The organism is Thauera sp. AutoDN2, from assembly GCF_051280715.1.
Classification (GTDB): domain Bacteria; phylum Pseudomonadota; class Gammaproteobacteria; order Burkholderiales; family Rhodocyclaceae; genus Thauera.
Map to the genome: position 1 here is coordinate 141,347 of NZ_JBNCAR010000005.1, position 20,949 is coordinate 162,295.

The window sequence follows — 20,949 nt, forward strand, 5'->3', positions numbered from 1 at the left end:
CACGATGCGTAGGCCGAATCTCCAGGCAGGTTGTTCGCCCGCTCCTACCGAAATACCATAGGACGCCGGTTTAGCCGGAGAGGTCGTCGGCACATCTGAAAAAGCCCGGGACATCGCACGCATGGCAAAGAAATCGGGGTCGAGCCCGCTGCTCATCATGGCAGCCATAATCATCGGGACTATCGCGTCCGTACCCAAGGACGTCTGGGTCTTCCTCTTCATCATTGGAGGAGTTGTGCTAGTCGCCTGGCTCGCCAAGAACCTATTCGGAGGCAAGGCCAAGGCGACCGCTGAGCCGCCGACGGCGCAGGCTGGAACCGCTAATCGGGCATCCGCGCCGGCACGGGCGACAGGAAGCCTCAAGACGGCACGCGGCGAGCCGGACGATGAGTTCGCTAACTTCCGCCTGGATGACGCCACGAACAGTGATGGGTACCGGGTTCCGGCATCACCCGTGGCTAGTAGCGGCCTGCGTTGGGTGCCGGCCGGCGAGAAAGTGAACGTTGCGGGCTTCGATGTACCCGGAGGCATGCTTTACATCGGAAGCAACCCTCACGATGACTACGGCCACACCGAGCCTTCTGCCATCAATCCAAAACTGCGCGTGACCGGCAGCCCCGTCGACTGGTCGGATCGCCTGACTGACTACTGGCCCTCTTACTCCTCAATCTCGCCCGATGCTCGCCGCGCATACCTTCAGTGGCTGGTTGATGGCCGACGCGCCCCAGACGCGAACATCGGATACGTGTTCCTGTACTTCTACGGCCTGGAGCGCAGAGTCCTTGTCGACCTCGGCTCAGGTACGAGTGAGCGTGGTGAGGTTGAAGTCATTAGGAACGAGGTGCGTCGCTTACTTCGCATCTATGGCGACAACAACTCCTTCCGCCGGTATGCGAGCCATTTCCTAGCCTTCATCGAGGCCGACAACTACCGTAGCCAACCCTTCGCACCCGACCCACCCACCGTCAATTCGGCCCTCGAGCAAGGCTACGAGCTTCCCCTGAGCTTGAAGCTAGGCCTCGGGCACCTAGCGGTTGCACAGAAGCCCATTCCGGCATCATGGGCTTTGGCATGGGCGCTGAACGACCCCAACATCTACCGCCGCACTCCCGTGTCGCGGTGTGAGGCCGAGTTCAAGGCTCTCTTCAACCGCAAATACGCCGAAGACTTCGGCGATGGATTCGTGCTCCGGCTCAATAAGACGAAGCTCCAGGTCACCTACCAACCCGCATCAGGTGCTCTCGGAAGACAAGAGATGCGTCGAAATGTCGGCGACCTGCCAGACGTCACGGCGGTCAAGGGCCCCATCCAGAAGCTGCAGGCGTTAGTGGACGCTTGCACGAAGTCCCTAGAGTCATACAGTCGCTTCATCGGACGAAATCCCGACAAGGCGCACGCCCTCGAAGGCTTGCTTCAATTACCCGTCGAGCTTTGGCCTGCCCCAGTTCGTGCTGAACTGGATGACCTCAAGAGCCGCGTCGGCGACGGCATGCTGTTGATGGCGTTTGGAGAACTGTCCGGCCGCCTAAAGAGCGCTGGGGCACTGTCTCGCGACAAGGTGATTGGCCTAGCCCGCGCACTTGAATCCCTGCACATCGGCCTGGAGCCCGACGTTCTTGCCGGTAGTCGCACACCCAAGGCCGAGGACAAGGTTGCACTCTTCGCTACCCTGCCGGAGGACAGCACCGCCCGGGCCGGACACGCGTATCGTGCGGCGGCGGTCACCCTCGATCTGGCCTGCATGGCCGTTCATGCAGATGGCGAGGCGTCTGCTCACGAACTGATGTCGCTGACCAAGCAGATCAATGCCTGGGCTCATTTGAGCGACACCCAACGGAAGCGACTCAAAGCACACCTGCGCCTGGGCATCGACCAACCCGCGACGCTGGCCAGCCTGAAGAGAAAGCTGGAGCCCTTGGCGGAAGACGCGCGCCGCTCAATCTGCCGGCTACTTGCGCATCTCACGCAAGCTGACGGCGTCGTGAGCCCCGCCGAAGTGAAGTTTCTTGAGCGCACCTACAAAGCCTTGGCGCTGGACACCAAGCTCGTTTACTCGGACCTGCATGCGAGCCCCGCGCCAAACGTCGTCCCCACCACATCCACCACGCAAGTCACACCTGTTGTGGCCGCCATCGGTGGGACAGCGGGCTTCGCCCTGGATCCCGCTCGTATCGCGCAACTGGAAAAGGAAACCGCCGAGGTCTCGGAACTGCTCGCGAAGGTGTTTGTGGACGAAGAGCAGCAGGAGTCCGCCCCGCTTATGGGGTCGGTACCAGAGGATGAGCCCGCGGCAGCTCCCGGAATTCTTGGTCTCGATGCAGACCATTCGGCCTTTGTTCGCATTCTTGTCTCAAGGACCTCTTGGCTCCGTGGCGAGCTCGCAGATGCTGCGTCTGACATGGAATTGATGCTCGATGGTGCGCTAGAGCACATCAACGAGGCCGTGCTGGACGCGCTCGATGCGCCCCTCACCGAAGGTGACGACCCGATTGAAATCAACAAGGAAGTCTTGGAGGCGCTCCCCGTATGAGCACAATTCGCGCAAAGGACCGTGATGCGGTCATCCAATCGCTACGCGCGGGTGTCGTTCCGCGTGTCGGCCAGCATCTGATTCAGGTCGGCCGAGTGAAAGAGCTCGAGGCTCTGATGAAGGACGTGGAGCGCATCGCCGACGCAGGCTCCGGGTTCAGAGTCGTCATCGGTGAGTACGGCTCGGGGAAGACGTTCTTCTTGAACTTGGTCCGCGCCATCGCGATGGAGAAGAAGCTCGTCACGATGCATGCGGACCTTAACCCCGACCGCCGACTCCATGCGACCGGCGGGCAAGCCCGCTCGCTCTACGCGGAGCTGGCCAAGAATCTTTCCACGCGAACAAAGCCGGATGGGGGAGCCCTCCCCGGTATCGTCGAGAAATTCATCGCGCAGGCCAAATCCGAAGCGAAGACGAGCGGAAAACCCAGCGAAGCCATCGTGCGTGAGCGACTGGACCACCTGTCAGAGATGGTGAATGGCTACGACTTCGCCGAGGTCATCGCCGCATACTGCCGAGGCTTTGACCAAGGGAACGAGCAGCTCAAGTCAGATGCCATCCGCTGGCTCCGCGGGGAGTTTACGACCAAAACGGACGCCCGCGCTGCATTGGGCGTACGCACCATCATCGACGACGCCTCGATATACGACCAACTGAAACTGCTCGCCCGATTCATCCGGCTTGCAGGTTATAGCGGCCTGATGGTCTGCCTGGATGAGTTGGTGAACCTCTACAAACTCGCCAACACACAGGCGCGTAACGCCAACTACGAGCAGATTCTCCGCATCCTCAACGACTCGTTGCAGGGCTCTGCGGAGGGTCTCGGCATAGTGCTTGGAGGCACCCCCGAGTTCCTGATGGACACGCGTCGCGGCTTGTACAGCTACACGGCCCTGCAGTCCCGCCTGGCGGAAAACACCTTCGCCAAGGCCGGCATGGTGGACTATTCGGGGCCCGTTCTTCGGCTTGCAAGCCTTACGCCCGAGGACTTCTACGTGCTCCTCAACAAGCTGCGCCACGTCTATGCCGGCGGTGACACAGCCAAGTACCTGGTTCCGGACGAAGCGATCCCCGCCTTTATGGCGCACTGCGCTCAACGCCTTGGGGAGGCCTACTTCAGAACGCCGCGGACGACCATCACCGCCTTCATCAATCTCCTGGCCATCCTTGAGCAGAACCCCACCGCGGACTGGACGGAGCTCCTTGGGCACGTCGCCGTCGAGAAAGACACGGGCGGCGCCGCGGACACGGCGGTTGAGGATGACGACGAGCTCGCCAGCTTCAAGCTCTGACTCCCAAGCCTTCCAGCGGCTGGACGAGCGTATCCAGCGGTGGATCTGGAGCGAGGGATGGACCGCCTTGCGCGATGCGCAGGAGAAGGCGATTCCAGCCCTCATCGATGCCGACCGCGACGTCATCGTGGCCGCCGCTACCGCTGCGGGGAAGACCGAAGCTGCGTTCTTCCCCATCCTGACCCATATGCTCCGACACGAGCCGGACATCGGCTCGGTGCTCTACATCGGGCCGCTCAAGGCACTCATCAATGACCAGTGGAGTCGGCTGTCTGAGTTGTGTGAGTCATTGGACATCCCTGTTGTTGCCTGGCATGGCGACATAGCGGCTAGCAAGAAGCACAGGTTCGTCAAAGACTCCCGCGGCGTGCTCCTCATCACGCCAGAGTCTCTCGAGGCCCTGTTCGTGCGACGCGGCACCGCTATGCCTGGCCTGATGTCCCGCCTTCGATACGTCGTTATCGACGAGTTGCACGCTTTCATTGGCTCCGAGCGAGGCAAGCAGCTTCAATCGTTGCTTCACCGCCTTGAACGAACCGTTGGGCGACGGCTCCCTCTCGTGGGCCTGTCCGCGACTCTGGGGGATATGGGGCTTGCTGCCAGCTTCCTTCGGCCCGATGGAGCAAGTTCGGTTGAGTTGATTGTTGCCAAGAGCGGTGGGCAGGAGCTGAAGGTGCTCATCAAGGGCTACGTGGAGAAGCCACCGCGGGTAGAGGAAGCGCCAGACATCGAAGCCCCCGATATGGAGGATCTTGTCAAAGGAAGCACGCTGGAGGTGGCCGAACAGCTTTATAAGGCCCTGCGTGGCTCCAACAACCTTGTTTTTCCGAATAGCCGCAGGCAGGTCGAGATCTACGCCGACTTGCTAAGGCGGGCCTGCGAGCGAAATAACGTCCCCAACGAATTCTGGCCGCATCACGGCAGCCTATCGAAGGAGTTTCGCGAGGAAGCCGAACGGGCACTGAAGGACGGGACGAAACCAGCGACCGCCATCTGCACGACCACGCTCGAACTCGGGATCGACATCGGTTCAGTGAAGAGCGTCTGTCAGATTGGTCCACCGCCCTCCGTAGCGAGTCTGCGCCAACGACTCGGCCGTTCGGGGCGCCGCAAAGGCGAACCAGCCATACTGCGTGGTTACTGTATCGAACCTGAGCTGAATCCGAAATCTGGCCTATCTGATTGCCTCCGCGAGGGCTTGGTCCAATCAATAGCGATGGTCCGCCTGCTCATCAGAGGATGGTTCGAACCACCAAGGGTCGACGGGCTGCACGCGTCGACCCTTGTTCAACAGCTTCTGTCAGTCCTTGCAGAACGCGGAGGCGCCACGGCGGCAGAGCTGTGGGCAAGCTTAGTCAAGGACGGCGCGTTCTCAAACATCACCCGCGATGACTTCGTCCTGCTGCTACGTCACTTGGGGGACAAGCAGCTGCTTATCCAAGACAGTTCGGGCCTCTTGTTGCACGGTGAACTCGGCGAGAAGCTGGTAAACCTCTACGAGTTCTATGCTGCCTTCGCCTCTGACGAGGAGTTTCGCATCGTCTGCGACGGACGGCTGCTGGGCTCACTCCCCGTTTCCCATCCCCTGGTACCCAGCCAACGCATCATCTTTGGCGGCAAACGCTGGCGTGTCATCGACGTAGATTCCGAGAAGAAGATCATCGTCGTAGCGCCGGACAAGGGCGGAACTCCTCCCGCATTCGATGGTGGCGCCGGCATGGTGCATGACGTCGTGCGACAGGAGATGCGCCAGGTCCTGATGGAAGCGAACCCGGTGCCATTCCTGGATGCCGGTGCTGCAGCACTATTGAATGAGGCTCGCGAGTTCTACCAGCTCGCCGACCTCAGCAACAACTGGCTGTTCACCAAGGGCAACGACGCGGTGCTGCTAACTTGGCGGGGCGATTGGGTGAACGATGGCCTTGCCATGCTCCTTGCCAATGTCGGGCTGTCAGCGACCAACGAGGGGGTTGCATTGACGGTGTCGGGTATATCGCCTGACCGGCTATCGGACGCACTAGCGGATATTGCCGAGTTGCCTGCACCAGACCCGATACAGGTTCTCGCGGAGGCGAAGAACCTTCTCCGCGAGAAATGGGACTGGGCGTTGCCCGAACCACTTTTGCGGAGGTCCTTTGCTTCGCTGCACTTAGACCTTGTTGGCGCACAAGCCCTCGCACAGGCCTTAAGGAGCCCCTGATCAATCGATGTTCTGAGCACGCTTGTCCAAGTCAGCCATTTAAACCGACTCCGATGATCGTCGTTTGCGCTCCTTGCTTCATGGTGGCAGCGCGATCTATGTCCTCAGTATTCTTGCCGGCTCTGAATAGTTCAGAGCCTCCCGAATTGCTATTGACATGAAAATATCTCCGTCGCATCCTCTCGGTTCAGCGTCTTAGCAAACAGCGTAAGGAGTCTCCAATGTCTGGTTCCAGCGGCAGTTCTGGCGGTATCGGTTTCTCGAGCGGGGCGAGTAGCTGCGACTCCTTGGTGATCACGACGCAGCTAAATTCTCCGAAGCCCGCAGTGGTGGAGAGAATTGCCGTCGGCGATGAGCTGGATGTGAGGACGATGCAGATGGGGAGCACCACGACAGTCGTTGCGATGCTCAATAATGAGCTGGCGGGCGGTATTGCGTCGCCAGACGTTCAAAAACTTCGAGAGTGCATCGCTGACGGCACGCACTACGTTGCAACGGTGATCGGGAAGAGTGACGGCCAAGTGACTGTCCGGGTAAGCGCACGATGAGTGGCGAAGATGGCACTGGCGCCGACATCGCCGTCGTAGGGGGCGTGTACCGGGAGCGTTGCATGCGCCCAGCCTGGCGCGAGATTTACGGATCGGCGGGCAGGGCGGCCTCTGCAATGGCATCGATGGGGGCGTCGGTGTCGCTGCACTCGTATCTTGATCCGGCAGCTGCCGAGGTGCTTGCTTCGAGGGGTGCATTCGAAGGATTTCACGTCGCCAGAAACGAATCCGTTCAAGAAATCGCCTTCGACTACGACCATGGCCTTGCAACGCCGAGAATTCTGGGGCGAGGAGCGGTTGAGGCGCCCTTACGGGTGTCCGCTTCACGAGTGCTTCGTTTTGGAATGATGGACGGAGATGCAGTCGTTCATGGCCAAAAGGTGGTCTACGACCCCCAAGATGCTTACGCCCCTGAAGCCTTTCACGCAAATGGCTCGACGGCTGACGAACTCGCGCTTGTGCTGAACCAGCATGAGGCTGCCTTGTTAACAGGGGCAAGGGACGCTTCCGTAGAGGCGATGGCCGGCGAACTCATGCAACAGCAGCGTGCAGCCGTCGTGGTGATCAAACGCGGTGCAATGGGTGCCTTGGTCCGTGATCAACACGGCGTGGCGACCGTTCCTGCCTACCAGTCGCAGAAGGTTTGGAAGATTGGCTCCGGAGATAACTTCGCGGCTCACTTTGCTTATCGGTGGCTGCACGAAGGACGAAGCGCTGCAGAAAGCGCGGACCTTGCTTCGCGTGCGACTGCCTATTACTGCCAGACCCGTGGGTTTGCGACCCCTGAGGCGCTGGCGTCCTTCGCTCTGAGCCCGATCGTTCCATCCGAGGCGTTTCTTCAGGGCCAGCGCCCGAAGGTTTATCTGGCAGGTCCGTTTTTCAGTCTGGCTCAGCTATGGCTGATCGAGCAGGCCAGATGCGACCTGTTGGCCGCAGGGTTGAAGGTGTTCTCGCCTTACCATGACGTCGGACACGGAAGCGCCGAGGATGTCGTTCCCCTTGATCTCGAGGGGATCAACGATGCCGATTTGATCTTCGCAGTCGGCGATGGAATGGATCCAGGAACGGTCTATGAGATCGGTTACGCGCGGGCGAAAGGCAAGCCTGTCGTCGTCTACTGTGAGAACGAGTCCGACGAGAACAAGAAAATGATGGGCGGCTCGGACTGCCTGCTCTGCGATGACTACGTGAGTTCGATCTATCAGGCGCTCTGGACGGCTTGCAGGCTATGAGATCAGCCTTGCTCCTGTCGGGCGGCATGGACTCGCTCTCGATCGCCTGGTGGAAAAGGCCCGAGATCGGGATAACGATCGACTATGGCCAGTTGGCTGCCCAAGCCGAAATCACCGCGTCGCAGTTGATCTGTAATCGGCTGGGGATTGAGCACCATGTCGTGCGGATCGACTGCCGTTCGCTGGGTTCCGGCGACATGGCAGGCGCCGATGCCGACTGCCATGCCCCAGCAAGTGATTGGTGGCCGTACCGGAACCAGATCCTGATTACGTTCGCAGCGGCGAGATCGCTGTCACTTGGCGTGGGGAGGCTCATGATCGGCACGGTCAAATCGGACTCAACCCACCGCGACGGCACCTCGGACTTTGTCGACGCGATGAACGCCCTGGTTGCGCTGCAGGAAGGAGGTATACGGGTCGAAGCGCCCGCCATTCACCTTGGGACTGTGGAACTCGTTCGCGAAGCGGGCGTGCCCCGTGAGCTCCTCGCTTGGGCACATAGTTGCCATAAGGCGAATGTTGCTTGTGCCAATTGCCGTGGCTGCAACAAGTACTTCGAGGTACTCAATGAGCTTGATGGACGGCTGGGTTGATCTGGGAAGTCCCCGACCGCGAGAGACTCCGCAGCGCTACGCGCCCTTGAAGTGGCCGCTAGGAGCCCGTATCGCCCTGCCCGTGCCTGCGTTTCCCTCTGGGTCGAGTCGTTCATGCGCAGAGCTATTGCTACAGAGGCGCACAAAGCGCGTGTTCTCGCGACTAAGCTTGGAGATGTTGAGCAAGCTGACCTGGCTGACCTGCCAAGTGCAAGGGACAGGACGCGATGAGCTTGGATTTGCTTTGTCGCATCGTCCCTGCCCGTCTGCCGGAGCGATTCATCCCATTCACCTGCTGGTGATCGATCCGCAGGCCGGCCGATGGCTCAGGTATGACCCAGTGAGTCACGCCTTGGACGAGGTGATTACCCAACTCGAGCCAAGCGGGGTATTGGCTGAGATGCACAGTGTCCTGCCGGCAACATCCGCAACGCTTCTCATCTTGGCGGCAGAGCCAGGCAAGACCGCTGCAAAATACGAAGCTGCGGAAAGTCTTGTCTGGCGGGATGCAGGGGTATTGCTGGGTTTTCTTGCGCTCGCCGCGGAGGCTCTAGGCTTGAACTACTGTCCTTTGGGCGTAACGGGCGAGCCCTGGGTGGGACGGCTACTCGATCAGCCTGGCTTGGCGGGGGTCGGAGCGGCCTTTGTGGGGGCGCCGCCGGACTAGCGGAAGATCAGATACAGGCGCCATGGTCGTTTCACTTGGGCGCACCCCGTTTCGATTCCCGCCCATGAGCTGAGTGATCGTCCGGGGCGAGGACATCATTTCGTGCCACATCACAGCATCTAGCTCGGAAGCGCGGACGCCGATTGCCTTGGAGAACCGCAGGAAGCGTTCTTCCAGCTCAAGATAGTTCCGCTCGACACTCATATCCTCGTCGAAGAAGCGTGCGAGTGCTCCGGCACGGAGGATGTGAATATCGAGGATGGCGACGTCGTCGGCGTCGAGCCAGTTGCGCGCGACCCACGAGGCGGTTTTGAACCCGACGCCTGGCAGCTGAATGAGCCAATCGCGCAGAGCCCGCCCGCTTGTCAGCGGCGGCTGCTCGACTGAAAGGCGCGCAAGGGCGGCACTCAGGTACCGCGCCTTTTGCCGCGCAAAGCGATATCGAATGTGTCGGCCATCGATATCGAGTGGCTCCGATAGCAGCTCCCCGATCTGTGCTTCGGTGGGCGTTCCCTGAAGGGCGCCGCACGATCTCAGCTTCTGGAAAGCGGCGACGCCGACCGCCGCTGGGATGCCATGGCCACCAAGTAGGCAAGCTGCTACCTCTTCGGCAAGGGTGCTTCCCAAACGATATCGAATTGGGGTGCCACAGATCCGCCGCGCGATCACCTGGTATGTCCAGTACGCGGGTGTAGGGAAGGCTTCGACCGCGCCCCATGGCACGCCAGGTAGTGTCTCGGCATCGGGCGGGGGAAGATCGACCTTGATGACCACTGCGCCTGTGAATACCGCGGCAGTTTGCATCATGATGTGCATGCCCTTTCGTTGTAGCGGGTGTTAAGCACCTGCAAGACGTGTTCACGCTCGACAGGATCCATCCGGCCAAAGCGCTCAAACAGCCTCTGGTGCCGTCGTTTGACAGCTTGGCGCTCGCGGAACGTCGCGCCCAAGAACGACGCATCGTGTAATTGCGTGGGCTCCGAAAAGTTCATCCAGACACATTCCTGGCGAAGCCCTCTTTGTGTATTGGCAGAGAACGACACTCTTCGCCACCCTCGAAGTCGTTCTTCGTAGAGGGGGCTCTCGTAGCCCGAGATCATCACCATGCATGGAAGCGCAGCGAGTACATCCAGAAGGCGGGAGTGATCTGCGTCCGAGTACTCGTATCGGTATATCTTCGTCCGACGGCGCGTAGCCGCCACGTAGGGTGGATCTGCGTAGACCAGCTCGTTTCCAAGGAACGCGTACTGTTCCAGGAAAGTGACCGCATCGGCCTGAACCACCTTGCACCCCATCGGGGTGCTCTGCGACCACGCTGAAACAACACGCTCGTCAGCGTCGATGCCGATCGTGGTTTTGGCCGGTCGCTTGTTCCTCAACACGGCGCCGCTACCGAGGTGAGTCTCGATATAGGTTTCATGGGGCGGCATCAGGTTGATCAGCCGCTGATAGCACTTGCCTTTTCCGCCGGGGTAGCTCATGTCGTGAATCATCGTCGGTTCTGACGATGAATGCAAGCGGGTCTGATCGGGGTGACGGGCAAACCCTCCCGTACGGCTGTGGCGAACAAGTCGTGTTTCCCAGTTTTCGCGAAAGACTACTGACCTCTGCCCAGCGTCAATTGCCTTGACACGCCGGGCAGGCTAATTGTCGCCGGCCAGAGCTCTAGCCTCACCAGGCAGCTCAGTTGCGAGAGGCTTGCCTTCGCCAGCACAACCTGAACAGGACGAGGACGTGTGTCTGTCCCGCCACCTTGGAGCTGAGACTCGGTTAAACTCCTTTGTCATAACTGAATTGCATTGCTTGCATGTGAGGCGCGCAGGGTCGTTCGCTCTTGGCCGACAAGAGGCTTGCACTATGCCCAGACCGGGTCGGAACCCGTAAACACGAAATTTACGAAGAGCATGCGCGCCGATCTGTACCCATCAGGTCAGCCCAAGTGCGCCGCTGGCGCTTCTCGTCATGGAAGGTTCTCGTCAGGTTCAACATCCAAAAGTAGCGCCCGATCGGTCCTGAACGTCATCCGACTGTCTTCGATATGCTTCTTAACCGCTTCCTGTAGAGAGTTCGCCTCATGACGTCGGAGCCAGTTCGAGATCGCAGATGGCGACAGCTTGAGCCGGCGCGCGATCTCTGCCCTCGTGAGGCCCTCTCTTTCGAGAAAACTCGCTTTCACCAGCCGCAGCCAGGCATCGAAAGGAGTCTTACGTGGTCGAGCAACGACGGCTGCCGCATAACCTGACCACAACCGGAGCAGCCGCAACTTCCACAGCCACGCCGCAGGACGCACCTCGTAGGGGTCGACCGTTTCCTGGAGACGGGAGTAAAGCCGATCGTTGCCCAAGGAGTCGAAGTCTTCGCCGATCAACTCCTGCAATGCCGGACTGTCTGTAATCTGCCGCCTCACCGCGCCCGCTGTCCTCGCTTCGTTTGGGCTCGCCGCGCGCCACAGCAAGTGCGCAAGGAAAGCGGGCAGAGTCGAGTCCGTCAGGTCGACCTGAACAGGGACCTGGGGAACATGGCGACGAAAGATCTCGCCGACCTCGCGGCCAATCCGATACCGGGCCGCCTTCTCTGACGGCGTGCCGGGCGCCAAGCGGGATTGGCTGTGATGGACGCACAAACTCGAGCCGGGGCAAGCCCACCTCGGACAGAACTCGCAGTAACGCATCTCCCGCAAGCCTGTCGCGGCCAGGCCCATCAGCACAAGTAAATAGAGATCTAGCTCGCTGACCTGGGCCCGGCGCCTTCTCGAAAAGAGGAACTCATAGCACCTGCCAAACAAGGCATGAGGATCAAGGCGCAAGAACTCCCCGTAGTCGACGTCCTTGCCAAGGTCCCAGGTTGTCGTGTTGGTGAGCCGACGAAGTGAGGCGTCTCCTAGGCCGAGCGCACCAAGATCGGCCAGGAACTTGGAGGTTACGACCGGAAGATCGCGCAAGGACGCGGCCTGCTCGGCAACGCGAAGCGGAAGACCCGCAAGGTGCTCACGAAAGAGTGTGTTCGAAGCACGGCGAGAGCGCGGGTTTTCCGGCGCAGCGAATGCTGCCGCGTGATGGAGTAGCGCATAGCCCTCCGCGAGCAACGCAGATGCACTAAGTCGAAAATGTCGAGCTCTCAGCCACTGCGCCTGCATTCAATGCCTAGTGCATTATCAGATCATGTAGCAGAACAACGCTTTCTCATCAGCGCTTTATGACCTGAGGTGTGCACACTTTCTGTTTTGACCGCCGCATTGTACGCGCCGGCGCGCCGCAGGAAACTTCATCCCAATGCATTTAGCTGCACGGAAGTGCTCACGATGGAAAAACAGTTGTCAGCGCAGGAAGTTGCAGCGCTCCTCAGCATCTCCCTGCGAACCCTGGAGAAGTTGATCAGCGCAGGAGAGGCTCCGCCCTACTACTGGGTCGGGCGGTCGAGACGGTGGGAGCCCGCGATCGTTCGAACATGGATCGCTCAGCGTTACGGGGCAGATTGTCTTCCGCCGGAGGACGAGTTGCCAGGGACATCATCAACCACGCGGCCCGGCTGATAAAGCCGACCGCAGAGCGATAAAGGAGGCACCAATGTAAAACGCGACCAAAGCCGGGAGCCATGATCGCGTCTGGGTACAGCGGTACTACAGTGTGGTGACTGAAGTCTCCGCCTGTTCCAGGCACGCGTCAAGATCATCCCCACATCTTTTCGACGAAATCGGGCTTTCCGAGGGCTGCATTCGCCCTTCCGAAGGCTCCCTGGAAACATCGGTCGGTTGCCGATGGGCAGGTATTGCTCAGAAGTAATCGGCGAGCAGGAGACCATCATGTCAGTCAGAAAAGTCGTCACACGGCGCTCGAACCACTTCCGCGCCATCATCCCTTCGCGGAAGAACCCTCATCCCACTCCATGCGAGTCGATCCTCGAGGCGGAATTCGTGCGCTTCCTGGAGCTTTCCCCGACGGTTGCGAGCTTCATCGTCCAACCAATGAAGCTGGAACTGCAGGTCGGGGATGAGATGCAGCGCTATTTCCCGGACTTTCGCGTCTTCCTCACCGACGGGAAGGATGTCTGGTGCGAAGTGAAGCCTGAGGCAAGACTCGCGGTCGCTCGTGTCGCTGCACGTATGTCAGCGGCTCACGCCCGTTTCGCTCGCGACGGCTCCAAGTTTGTCGTCGTCACCGACACGTGGCTGCATCAAGAACCGCGCCGCAGCAACGTCGCAGGCCTGATGTATCACCGTCGCGCCCCCCTCCCTCCGGTCGAGGTGAAGGCGATTGAGCGTCAGTTGCACGTTGCAAGCCCCAAGGTCCTTTCCGACCTTGAGGAACTCCTGGGCAAGGATCTGGCGTGGCGTCTGCTGGGCGCGGGCCTCGTCGGCCTTGATCTTGAAAAGGTGATTCAAGCGGATTCCCAGATTTTCCTGACGGGAGGGCATCGTCATGCTGACTTTCTTGCTTAAGCAGAATCTCGCTGTCGAGATGAAGGGGCGCCACCTTGTACTGACGGGACGCCACATGAATCGCAAGCTGGCCTTCAAGGATGAATTTGGTGAGCCGGTGGTGATGACCGAAAAGGAGTTCTATTCGGCATATGAGAAGAAGGACATCCTGGTCAGCGAGGAGCAGCCACTTCTCGGCCGGGTTCCAAGCGTCCGCAATGCCCCGCCTGACCTCACTTGCTGGCCAAAGGCACACACAGAAGAAGCCCTGCGGCGAGCAGCCTACCTGGACGAGTTGCTCCAGGAGGGAAATGGCGTTCTCCCGGGAAACGGGAAATTGATGGGCTTGATCCAGGGGATCGCGACGCGCAGGGGCGACGCGAAGCCGCCCAGTCCTTCAACGGTGAGACGCTGGGCGCGGATCTACCTGCGTGGGAAATGTACCGTGCGCCTTGTACCTGCCCACACCAAGAAGGGGCGCACCCATGTTCTAAAAGGCCGACTCGAGGAGCTCCTTGAAGAAACGCTCGAGACAAGTTTTCTGAGACCAGAACGCCCTACGGTGAGTCATCTCTATGACGCCTTCGTCTTGCGGGTCGCAGAGGAGAACACCCGTCTCCTGCCAGCTGATCAATTGAAACTGCCATCGGAGATGACGGTCCGGCGTTACATCGACCGGCTTGATCCGTATCTTGTCGACTGCGCTCGCCTCGGCAAATACGCAGCGGATAAGAAGCACCGAGACGCCACGGGCAAGCTGCTCGTGAAGCAGATTCTGGATCGCTGGGAAATCGATCACACCCTCCTGGATCTTTTGGTCGTCGACCCTGTGACCGGCAAGGTCATAGGCCGGCCTTACATCACCGTGGTGCTCGACCGGCGCAGCCGCCTTGTCATGTCGTTCTTGATTCATTTGGCGGCGCCAAATACCGAGAGCGTGCTCAGGGTCATCGAACGTGCCATTCGACCGAAGGACGCATGGCTGGAGAAGCATCCGCAGGTGGAGAACGACTGGCCAGCGCGCGGCATGCCACTGGTCATCGTTCCGGATAATGCCGCGGAGTTCCATGCGTCGGACTTGGTGCTGGCCTTCGACGAACTGGGCATTGAGATCCTCTACCCTCGCTCGAGGGGGCCGCAGATGAAGGGGGCCGTAGAGCGCTTTTTCAGAACACTGGCTGTTGCCCTTATCCACTGCCTCCGCGGCACTACGTTCTCGAATTCACGAGAACGTGGTGACTACCCCGCCGAGGAACGCGCTTGCCTCACCCTGCAGGAGCTTGAGGCGCTCGTCATGCAATGGATCGTCGATGTCTATCACCAAAAACCGCATCGAGGACTCTACGGCAAGACGCCAGCGGAAGTATGGCGGGCTGGAGAGACCGAACGCACCCCACGCTTGCCGAATGATCTGGACGCGCTCGAGGCGGTGTTAGGGCTGCGGCATTCTGCACCCGTTCATCATTACGGCATCGAGCTCGATGGCCAGCAGTACCACTCTCCGGAGCTAGGCGAATTGGGACGACGGCTTGGTCCCAAAGCACGAGTTGACGTCCGCTACCGCGACGACCTCGGGTATCTGTGGGTACGTGACCCGTTCAGAAATACCTTCCTCCAGGTCCCCAACAAGGACAAGGAGATGGTCGGAATGAGCAGGGACATCTACAAGGCAGCTCGGGCACGCGTACGCGAGGAGAAAGGTGACGCCAACGATCAGCGCCAGGTTCGAATCGCATACGCCAGCATCATGACCGAAGCGGAAGCAGCGCGGAAGTCGAACAAGATGCGGCAACGCCGCTTTGCAACCAAGACCAAGACGGATCCAGACGGCCAACCTCGGTCAAGCCAGGGCACGGAAGTTGCAGCGGCATCACCCCTGCCAATTCCGATCTATGAGCCGCCCAGTGAATTGCCGGCGATGAGCATCCGGCCCCGCTCGATCTGACAAGGACGACATCATCATGAATACAACCCAAGATTTCTCCCTGCGGCGGCAGTTCATTGACACCCTGCAGGCACAGCGCGCATTTGAACGCCTCAAGGAGGTGCGGCAGGACACCTTGCGCTCACGGACGAGCAAAGGACTCTTACTTCAGGGCCCCAGTGGGGTTGGCAAAACCACGCTGATCCAGGAGTTCATCAGCGCCACATTCCAGGGCGGCTTTGTGCCTGGAAAGCGCTGCGCCGCGATCAGGGTGGAGATTCCATCCTCTCCGTCGAAGAAGAATCTGGCGACCGCCGTTTTGCTCGCACTGGGGGATCCCTTCGCGACGTCGCGCCGCCATTCAGCCGAGGTGAAGTTCCAGCGAATCGTCAAACTGCTCGAGAACCTGGACGTGGAATTGATCATTCTCGATGAGGCACAACACCTTGTCGACTACAAGCGCGCCACAGCGTACGAAGCGGCCGATTGGATCAAGAGCTTGCTGAATGCTACCCGAACCACGTTCGTCCTCGTCGGCCTGCCGCGAACCGAGCAGCTCCTGTGGGCGAACGAGCAGCTCCGCCGAAGATTCTCGGCCAGCGTTCTTTACGACCGACTGCGCTGGGACAATCGTGAGGACCAGAACCAGTTTGCAGCGCTAGTCAATGCAATCGGTGGGATCCTGCCTGTCCCCACGGTGAAGTTGGTGACCGACGACATGCTCCGCCGGCTCCACCATGCCTGCTTCGGTTTGATCGACTACCTGATCAAAATCTTGGACCGCGCGGTCTGGCTTGTATCCCAGGGACGAAGTCATGGCGTCGACCTGGAGGTGCTGGCAAATGCCTTCAGGGACGAGGTTTGGAGCCAAGTTCCGAGCCATCGCAATCCGTTTGCTGCCGAGTTCAACTTCGTTCCCCTCATCGGGATACACGAGCCGTTCGAGCACTTCGACAACCCCGCAGCCTGAATCGTGAGGATGCCCGGCGGCAACGCCGGGTATTGTGTGATGAGAGTCTACGACGACGTGTTCTACGAGGCCGTCTTTGTCCACCAAGAACGGCTGCGGGCACAACGCACGCGCGATCATGCCCGCCGTGTCATCAACAAGATGATGATGCCGGAAGTGAACCTCCTGGTCCGCGTGGCGCCGCAGCCATGGGAGAGCCTAGAGAGCTTCGCTTACCGCGCAGTAGATCTGAATGGGCTCAGCTCACTCTCGGAAGTCGCCCTGGCGCTGCGCTGGAAACCGGGGCGCGCGCTTTCGTTGGAGCGCTGCCGTCAGCTCATGAATAGCCTCGGAGAGGGCTATACGCAGCTTGAACCCATGATCCCCGCAGAAGTAGATCGCAAGACGGTGCTATTGGATGGCCATCGCTTCCAGCGCGGGCAGTTGGCACTCACGACAAGCCGACTCTGTCCGGATTGTGTGGAGCAGTACGGCTACGGCAAGGCCTACTGGAGCCTCGCTCCTCTGGCCGTATGCGAAGAACATGGAATCTACCTTGTTGATTCTTGCGCATGTAACACCAACACCCTTTTGAGCACGACAAGGCCGGGATATATGCAGTGCGCCTGCGGTGCGAATCTGCGGGATCAACCGCGTCGGCGCGCCAGTAGCGCAGCGCAAAATCTCGCATTGGAGATCGCACAGCGATACAAAACGGCCATCGGCAGCAAACAAGTCGGCCTTCAACGGAACTCGTCGATGTTGCCGCCCGAAACGACACTTTCCGAACTCCTCGACCTCGCGACTTTCCTCGGCTCGGTCAACCCCGACTACGCCAAGATGAATCTGGACCGGACCCGACCAGTCGTAAGACTTTCACACGTTTCCAAACGATTTGAGCTCGCGGCACAAGCTCTCGCCTGTTGGCCAACAGGCGTCTTCCCACTGCTTCGCTTCGCGTACTCGCATCAGAGGGAAGCTCCCTACAGCCCGCGCACCTCCTATCGTGCACTACAGCCCGTCATGCTCGCCGCTGAACGCTGGCTGTCGGCCCGTATGTACAAATGGTTTGCAGAGGCCGTCGCCGCATTCATCCAAACCCCCTCTGCCTGGAAGGCACGTAGCAACAGCCTTCCGGTATGCGAGTGCGCCCGCGGGAGAGGCTGATGCTGGGTTTAGCTTTCGTGCCGACGGTTCTCAAGGCGGAGGGGCTTCTCGGCTATCTGTATCGCCTCGCCGGCATGAACGGAATCTCCGGTGATGAGTTGGTCGAAGCCTATCGCGCTGATGCCGAAGCAGAGACGCATCCTGACGCGCCAGACCACTGGCGTATCGAATCGGACGAGCTACGTCGACCAGGCACGAGCCCTGTTCGCCTCTGGGCTCACCGCGCCACTCGGTGCTGCCCTCGCTGTTTGGCGGAGGCAGCGTACTGGCGCGCTTCATGGCACTTGAGCCTCTATACCTGCTGCACCCGTCATAAGCTTGGACTGATCGACCGCTGCCCATCGTGCAACGAAACGCTGACGAGCTCAACGATGTCGACCTTCGCTTGCGACCAATGCTCGACACCGCTCGAGGGGACACCCGCCATTCAGGCCACCGCCGACGCTCGTGCGCTTCTGATCGCGCGTGAGTTCGAGGAAAGACTCTTGTACAGCAAGAGAACGAGCGAAAAACCGGGAGGCATACTGAGTCTTATCGACTTCCACGAAGTTGCGCTCCGGCTCGGCGTCAGAGCCTCTCCAACTTCGCGAACAAAACCGATGAAGACTTCAAACGTCGGTGCGCTAAGCGTCGCCAGCCCCATCGCTGCACAGGCAGGACAGGCGCTGTCCAACTGGCCACACGGCTTCATGCGCCTTCTCGACTCCATTCGCACTCGACGCAAGAGCGAACAAACATGGCAGATTCCCCGCGCCATCGGCCCCCTCTACCATGACCTCTACAAGGCTTTGGCAGGTAGTCAATTCGACTTTCTTCGATCCGCCTTCGAGGAGTATGTTCGCGACTGCTGGCACGCGCCAGTCGCGCTCCGAAACCGAAACCTCAGCCAAGATCTGATCGAAAACCACCACTGGGTGTCTCGCGGCGAAGCGGCGCGTTCCCTCGGTGTCGATGCCCCGCTGATCGACTACTTGGTAGCTAGCGGGCAGATGCAGTCTCGAGAACACAGATACCCGTCCGGTCGCCAAGCCCGCGTGGTGGATGTAAACCTCGCAGCCCCATTGCTTGAGCGGCTCCGTCAGGCGGTCACCCTTAAGCAGGCAGCGGAACGCCTCGCCATCGGAAAGACTCGCACCCGCCAATTGGCAGAAGCAGGCGTTCTCATGACATTTGGCGGTAAGCCTCGCCGAGGTGCGAGGTGGTGGATTGATCCTGTGTCGCTCGAACAGTTTCACGACACTCCTCTCCTGCCCACGCCGCCCGACACTCCGGTCTTGTCGGTTGCCCACGTCGCTCGACATCTGGCCATGACACAAGCCGAGTTTTCGGCCTTGGCCCAATCGATAGTGAATGGGCGTCTCCGTGCCTTTTCCCCCGGCGGCACTCGCATCCGTTTCGGCAAACTACTGCTCGACGAGCAGGAGATACGCTCCTGGCGTCAGTCCAGACAACGTCAAGCGTCGGGGATGTCGGTCTCGCAAGCCGCGAAAGAACTCGGCGTGAAAGAAGAAGTGGCTTACGCACTTGCCCGACTCGGACTCTTGCGCACGGACACAGAGCGTCACGGTAAGAGGAAGACCCAAACCGTATCTGATGCTTCGCTGAAGAGGTTTCGGCGCAGTTACGTCTTAGCACCGGAACTTGCAGCCCTGCTCAAAACCGACCCAAGGGGCATGGCAAAGCGGTTGATCTCCGCCGGGATCAAACCGGTGGCAGGCCCGAGACTCGCTGGCGCACTGTGCCGACAATATGTATGGCGAAGAGACGTCACCACAACGAGCGGTAAATTCGCCCGTGACCTATTCCTTGCCGCCGGTCGCGCTGATCGCTGTCGTGCTTGACCTCATGCTCATCCCTCTTCCCAATAAACCGCCACGCCTTATTCATCAATATGTTACGGAAAATGAACAGCGCTGATGACTTTGGCAACCAGGAAACGATTATGAAATATACTTTCCGAGTTATTGAAGGCCGTATGCCAAACGGCAAGCCTTTTAAAGAAGGCGTATTTAGCGACAATTTCACGGCTCAAAAGTCCGTGGACGCGCTTTTGAAAGACATTGACTCAGGCCGAATCGAACTCGAAGATGCGCTGGAAATCGCAATCAATCTCCACGAGGATTTTGACAACCTCGAAACATCTATCCTCCTGGGCAGCCTATTCCGAAAGCTAGTCATGTATTTTGAATCGGATGACGTTTATGAGGAGGCATACAAACGCGCCATCAAATTCATTCCAAAGGGTTTCCGCGGCCAGATCAAATGGGCTTACCCAGGCAATCGCCCTTTCCTCCGGATCGCTCATGGCTACTTGCTTACCTTGATGGCTGCGCGAGACGAGCGCAAGGCGAAGGCTTTGGCTAACAAGCTCCTCCGCTGGAGCCCCGAAGACGAGTTGGGCGTACGCCTGCTTGTCAATGACATTAATCTGATCAGCGGCGATTATGTAAGCACACTACCGAACTACCTCGCCCTCACCGGCGAAGCTCCCGTAAATTGGTACCGCGCGGCTTTGTGCGCACTACGGGTCAGCAACTACGTCGACGCCTGCACATATCTGCGCAAGGGCATCGCAGGCAACGTCTACGTGGCAGAAGGGCTCACCGGCCGATTCCCCCTTGACGAGCATGTTTCCGGTAACAACTCCGACCTCAACGGGCCTCGCGCCGCGAGCGAGTATCTCGCTTCGCCCACGAATCTCTGGACGTATGAGGAGACCGACTTCGTCGATTGGGTTTTCAATTCGCCCGATGTGCTGCGCGAACGTGCCGATCTGATGGCGATCAGCGAAGCTCTCGTCTTTGAGAACGACACAGCAACGCGGGCCGATTGGGGCGCGCGCGCTGATGCGTTCGTCAAAGGCATTGATGATCGAGTCTCACGAAAGATGGTTCGCAAGGTAACTACTCGAGCTGGTAAGGAAGTTTGGCCTTGGGCTCGGGCACGCCGCTATCCATTTGGCGAGAAAGCGCCCGTGAGCTAGCAGGGCGACTCAATAGCAGTGAACGCCCCGCACTAGCTGAATGCCATAGACACGCCTCCAGACATCTTTGACTGCAATGATGCACTGCGAACTCGACCCAGACGAGGGCAGACTGAGGGAGGAGTCTCCCGAGTTCGACAGTTACGCTCGCAAGTATTTGTTTTTTCTAGAGCGAACTTTCAAAAATGCCACTACAACAGCGCCAACTGCTCCGGCGCCGCTGGTTTTCCTATCCCTAAGGCATGAAGCACCTCGTTCTGCTCCGTGCTGAGCGTCGACACCCCCGCCACCGGTTCGCCGCCGTTCAGGCGCACGCGGTGATGCTGGATGCGCTGCAGTTGCTCGAGCGTAACCGGTCACTGAGCGGCGTTCTTTGCCCGCCCGCGCCCACGCGGAACAATCCCTCCCACATTCATCAGGGAGGAGCCGGCAGTGACCAGGGCGACA

At 59.6% G+C, this 20,949-nt stretch carries 17 protein-coding genes and 1 pseudogene; 15 read left to right on the forward strand and 3 right to left on the reverse strand.

The genetic code is table 11. From position 1 onward, the window contains the following. Positions 1-121 precede the first annotated feature (121 nt). The 7 genes from ACPT9U_RS05205 to ACPT9U_RS05235 all read left to right on the forward strand — a co-directional run bounded on the left by ACPT9U_RS05205 (position 122) and on the right by ACPT9U_RS05235 (position 9,062). Positions 122-2,530: a TerB N-terminal domain-containing protein gene (locus ACPT9U_RS05205; protein ID WP_435750108.1), complete on the forward strand. Its 2,409-nt coding sequence runs from the start codon at positions 122-124 to the stop codon at positions 2,528-2,530. Beyond that, a complete protein-coding gene (locus tag ACPT9U_RS05210) occupies positions 2,527-3,822 on the forward strand; it encodes an ATP-binding protein (protein WP_435750109.1) in 1,296 nt (431 codons plus the stop codon). Before ACPT9U_RS05205 ends, ACPT9U_RS05210 begins: the two co-directional genes overlap by 4 nt. Then, positions 3,791-6,022, forward strand: a complete 2,232-nt coding sequence (locus tag ACPT9U_RS05215; protein ID WP_435750110.1) for a DEAD/DEAH box helicase — start codon at positions 3,791-3,793, stop codon at positions 6,020-6,022. Before ACPT9U_RS05210 ends, ACPT9U_RS05215 begins: the two co-directional genes overlap by 32 nt. A 221-nt stretch (positions 6,023-6,243) precedes the next feature. Further along, on the forward strand, positions 6,244-6,570 hold the full coding sequence (locus ACPT9U_RS05220) for a hypothetical protein (RefSeq protein ID WP_341648050.1): 327 nt from the start codon (positions 6,244-6,246) through the stop codon (positions 6,568-6,570). After that, positions 6,567-7,802, forward strand: coding sequence for a PfkB family carbohydrate kinase (locus ACPT9U_RS05225; RefSeq protein ID WP_435750111.1), 1,236 nt, complete (start codon positions 6,567-6,569; stop codon positions 7,800-7,802). The genes ACPT9U_RS05220 and ACPT9U_RS05225 overlap by 4 nt, the downstream gene beginning before the upstream one ends. Positions 7,803-7,810: 8 nt before the next feature. Beyond that, on the forward strand, positions 7,811-8,395 hold the full coding sequence (locus ACPT9U_RS05230; protein WP_435750113.1) for a 7-cyano-7-deazaguanine synthase: 585 nt from the start codon (positions 7,811-7,813) through the stop codon (positions 8,393-8,395). Beyond that, positions 8,379-9,062 carry a nitroreductase family protein gene (locus tag ACPT9U_RS05235; protein ID WP_435750123.1) on the forward strand — a complete coding sequence of 228 codons (684 nt, stop codon included), beginning with the start codon at positions 8,379-8,381 and terminating at the stop codon, positions 9,060-9,062. The genes ACPT9U_RS05230 and ACPT9U_RS05235 overlap by 17 nt, the downstream gene beginning before the upstream one ends. Here the strand turns inward: ACPT9U_RS05235 and ACPT9U_RS05240 are convergent. The 3 genes from ACPT9U_RS05240 to ACPT9U_RS05250 all read right to left on the reverse strand — a co-directional run bounded on the left by ACPT9U_RS05240 (position 9,000) and on the right by ACPT9U_RS05250 (position 12,003). Further along, the gene (locus ACPT9U_RS05240; protein WP_435750114.1) at positions 9,000-9,878 is read right to left on the reverse strand and encodes an 8-oxoguanine DNA glycosylase; all 879 of its coding nucleotides are present in this window, start codon (positions 9,876-9,878) and stop codon (positions 9,000-9,002) included. The genes ACPT9U_RS05235 and ACPT9U_RS05240 overlap by 63 nt on opposite strands. After that, positions 9,866-10,543, reverse strand: coding sequence for a DNA adenine methylase (locus ACPT9U_RS05245; RefSeq protein WP_341648046.1), 678 nt, complete (start codon positions 10,541-10,543; stop codon positions 9,866-9,868). The genes ACPT9U_RS05240 and ACPT9U_RS05245 overlap by 13 nt, the downstream gene beginning before the upstream one ends. Positions 10,544-11,022: 479 nt before the next feature. Next, a complete protein-coding gene (locus ACPT9U_RS05250) occupies positions 11,023-12,003 on the reverse strand; it encodes a hypothetical protein (protein WP_435750115.1) in 981 nt (326 codons plus the stop codon). Positions 12,004-12,363: 360 nt separating this feature from the next. Between ACPT9U_RS05250 and ACPT9U_RS05255 the strand changes: the two genes are divergently transcribed. From ACPT9U_RS05255 to ACPT9U_RS05290, 8 genes and pseudogenes are all read left to right on the forward strand, one after another. After that, positions 12,364-12,594 (forward strand): helix-turn-helix transcriptional regulator, encoded by a 231-nt coding sequence (locus ACPT9U_RS05255; protein WP_435750116.1) that lies wholly within the window; start codon positions 12,364-12,366, stop codon positions 12,592-12,594. A 270-nt stretch (positions 12,595-12,864) separates the two neighbouring features. After that, complete coding sequence (locus ACPT9U_RS05260; protein ID WP_435750117.1) at positions 12,865-13,500, forward strand: Tn7 transposase TnsA N-terminal domain-containing protein; 636 nt, start codon at positions 12,865-12,867, stop codon at positions 13,498-13,500. Then, entirely contained in the window at positions 13,481-15,424 is a 1,944-nt protein-coding gene (locus ACPT9U_RS05265) for a Mu transposase C-terminal domain-containing protein (RefSeq protein ID WP_435750118.1), read from the forward strand. The genes ACPT9U_RS05260 and ACPT9U_RS05265 overlap by 20 nt, the downstream gene beginning before the upstream one ends. A gap of 16 nt (positions 15,425-15,440) precedes the next feature. After that, positions 15,441-16,373, forward strand: a complete 933-nt coding sequence (locus ACPT9U_RS05270; protein ID WP_341648041.1) for a TniB family NTP-binding protein — start codon at positions 15,441-15,443, stop codon at positions 16,371-16,373. A gap of 39 nt (positions 16,374-16,412) precedes the next feature. After that, entirely contained in the window at positions 16,413-17,519 is a 1,107-nt protein-coding gene (locus ACPT9U_RS05275; protein WP_435750119.1) for a TniQ family protein, read from the forward strand. After that, complete coding sequence (locus ACPT9U_RS05280; RefSeq protein WP_341648039.1) at positions 17,519-19,360, forward strand: TniQ family protein; 1,842 nt, start codon at positions 17,519-17,521, stop codon at positions 19,358-19,360. Before ACPT9U_RS05275 ends, ACPT9U_RS05280 begins: the two co-directional genes overlap by 1 nt. 62 nt (positions 19,361-19,422) lie before the next feature. Then, on the forward strand, positions 19,423-20,502 hold the full coding sequence (locus tag ACPT9U_RS05285) for a tetratricopeptide repeat protein (RefSeq protein ID WP_435750120.1): 1,080 nt from the start codon (positions 19,423-19,425) through the stop codon (positions 20,500-20,502). A 242-nt stretch (positions 20,503-20,744) separates the two neighbouring features. Beyond that, positions 20,745-20,949: pseudogene (locus tag ACPT9U_RS05290) on the forward strand (hypothetical protein); the annotation flags it as partial.

Excerpts from the sequence above, each read along its gene's own strand:
- ACPT9U_RS05205 (WP_435750108.1), top strand. The coding sequence starts at position 122 with ATGGCAAAGAAATCGGGGTCGAGCCCGCTGCTCATCATGGCAGCCATA.
- ACPT9U_RS05210 (WP_435750109.1), top strand. The coding sequence starts at position 2,527 with ATGAGCACAATTCGCGCAAAGGACCGTGATGCGGTCATCCAATCGCTA.
- ACPT9U_RS05215 (WP_435750110.1), top strand. The coding sequence starts at position 3,791 with ATGACGACGAGCTCGCCAGCTTCAAGCTCTGACTCCCAAGCCTTCCAG.
- ACPT9U_RS05220 (WP_341648050.1), top strand. The coding sequence starts at position 6,244 with ATGTCTGGTTCCAGCGGCAGTTCTGGCGGTATCGGTTTCTCGAGCGGG.
- ACPT9U_RS05225 (WP_435750111.1), top strand. The coding sequence starts at position 6,567 with ATGAGTGGCGAAGATGGCACTGGCGCCGACATCGCCGTCGTAGGGGGC.
- ACPT9U_RS05235 (WP_435750123.1), top strand. The coding sequence starts at position 8,379 with ATGGACGGCTGGGTTGATCTGGGAAGTCCCCGACCGCGAGAGACTCCG.
- ACPT9U_RS05240 (WP_435750114.1), bottom strand. The coding sequence starts at position 9,878 with ATGCACATCATGATGCAAACTGCCGCGGTATTCACAGGCGCAGTGGTC.
- ACPT9U_RS05245 (WP_341648046.1), bottom strand. The coding sequence starts at position 10,543 with ATGAGCTACCCCGGCGGAAAAGGCAAGTGCTATCAGCGGCTGATCAAC.
- ACPT9U_RS05255 (WP_435750116.1), top strand. The coding sequence starts at position 12,364 with ATGGAAAAACAGTTGTCAGCGCAGGAAGTTGCAGCGCTCCTCAGCATC.
- ACPT9U_RS05260 (WP_435750117.1), top strand. The coding sequence starts at position 12,865 with ATGTCAGTCAGAAAAGTCGTCACACGGCGCTCGAACCACTTCCGCGCC.
- ACPT9U_RS05265 (WP_435750118.1), top strand. The coding sequence starts at position 13,481 with ATGCTGACTTTCTTGCTTAAGCAGAATCTCGCTGTCGAGATGAAGGGG.
- ACPT9U_RS05270 (WP_341648041.1), top strand. The coding sequence starts at position 15,441 with ATGAATACAACCCAAGATTTCTCCCTGCGGCGGCAGTTCATTGACACC.
- ACPT9U_RS05275 (WP_435750119.1), top strand. The coding sequence starts at position 16,413 with ATGAGAGTCTACGACGACGTGTTCTACGAGGCCGTCTTTGTCCACCAA.
- ACPT9U_RS05280 (WP_341648039.1), top strand. The coding sequence starts at position 17,519 with ATGCTGGGTTTAGCTTTCGTGCCGACGGTTCTCAAGGCGGAGGGGCTT.
- ACPT9U_RS05285 (WP_435750120.1), top strand. The coding sequence starts at position 19,423 with ATGAACAGCGCTGATGACTTTGGCAACCAGGAAACGATTATGAAATAT.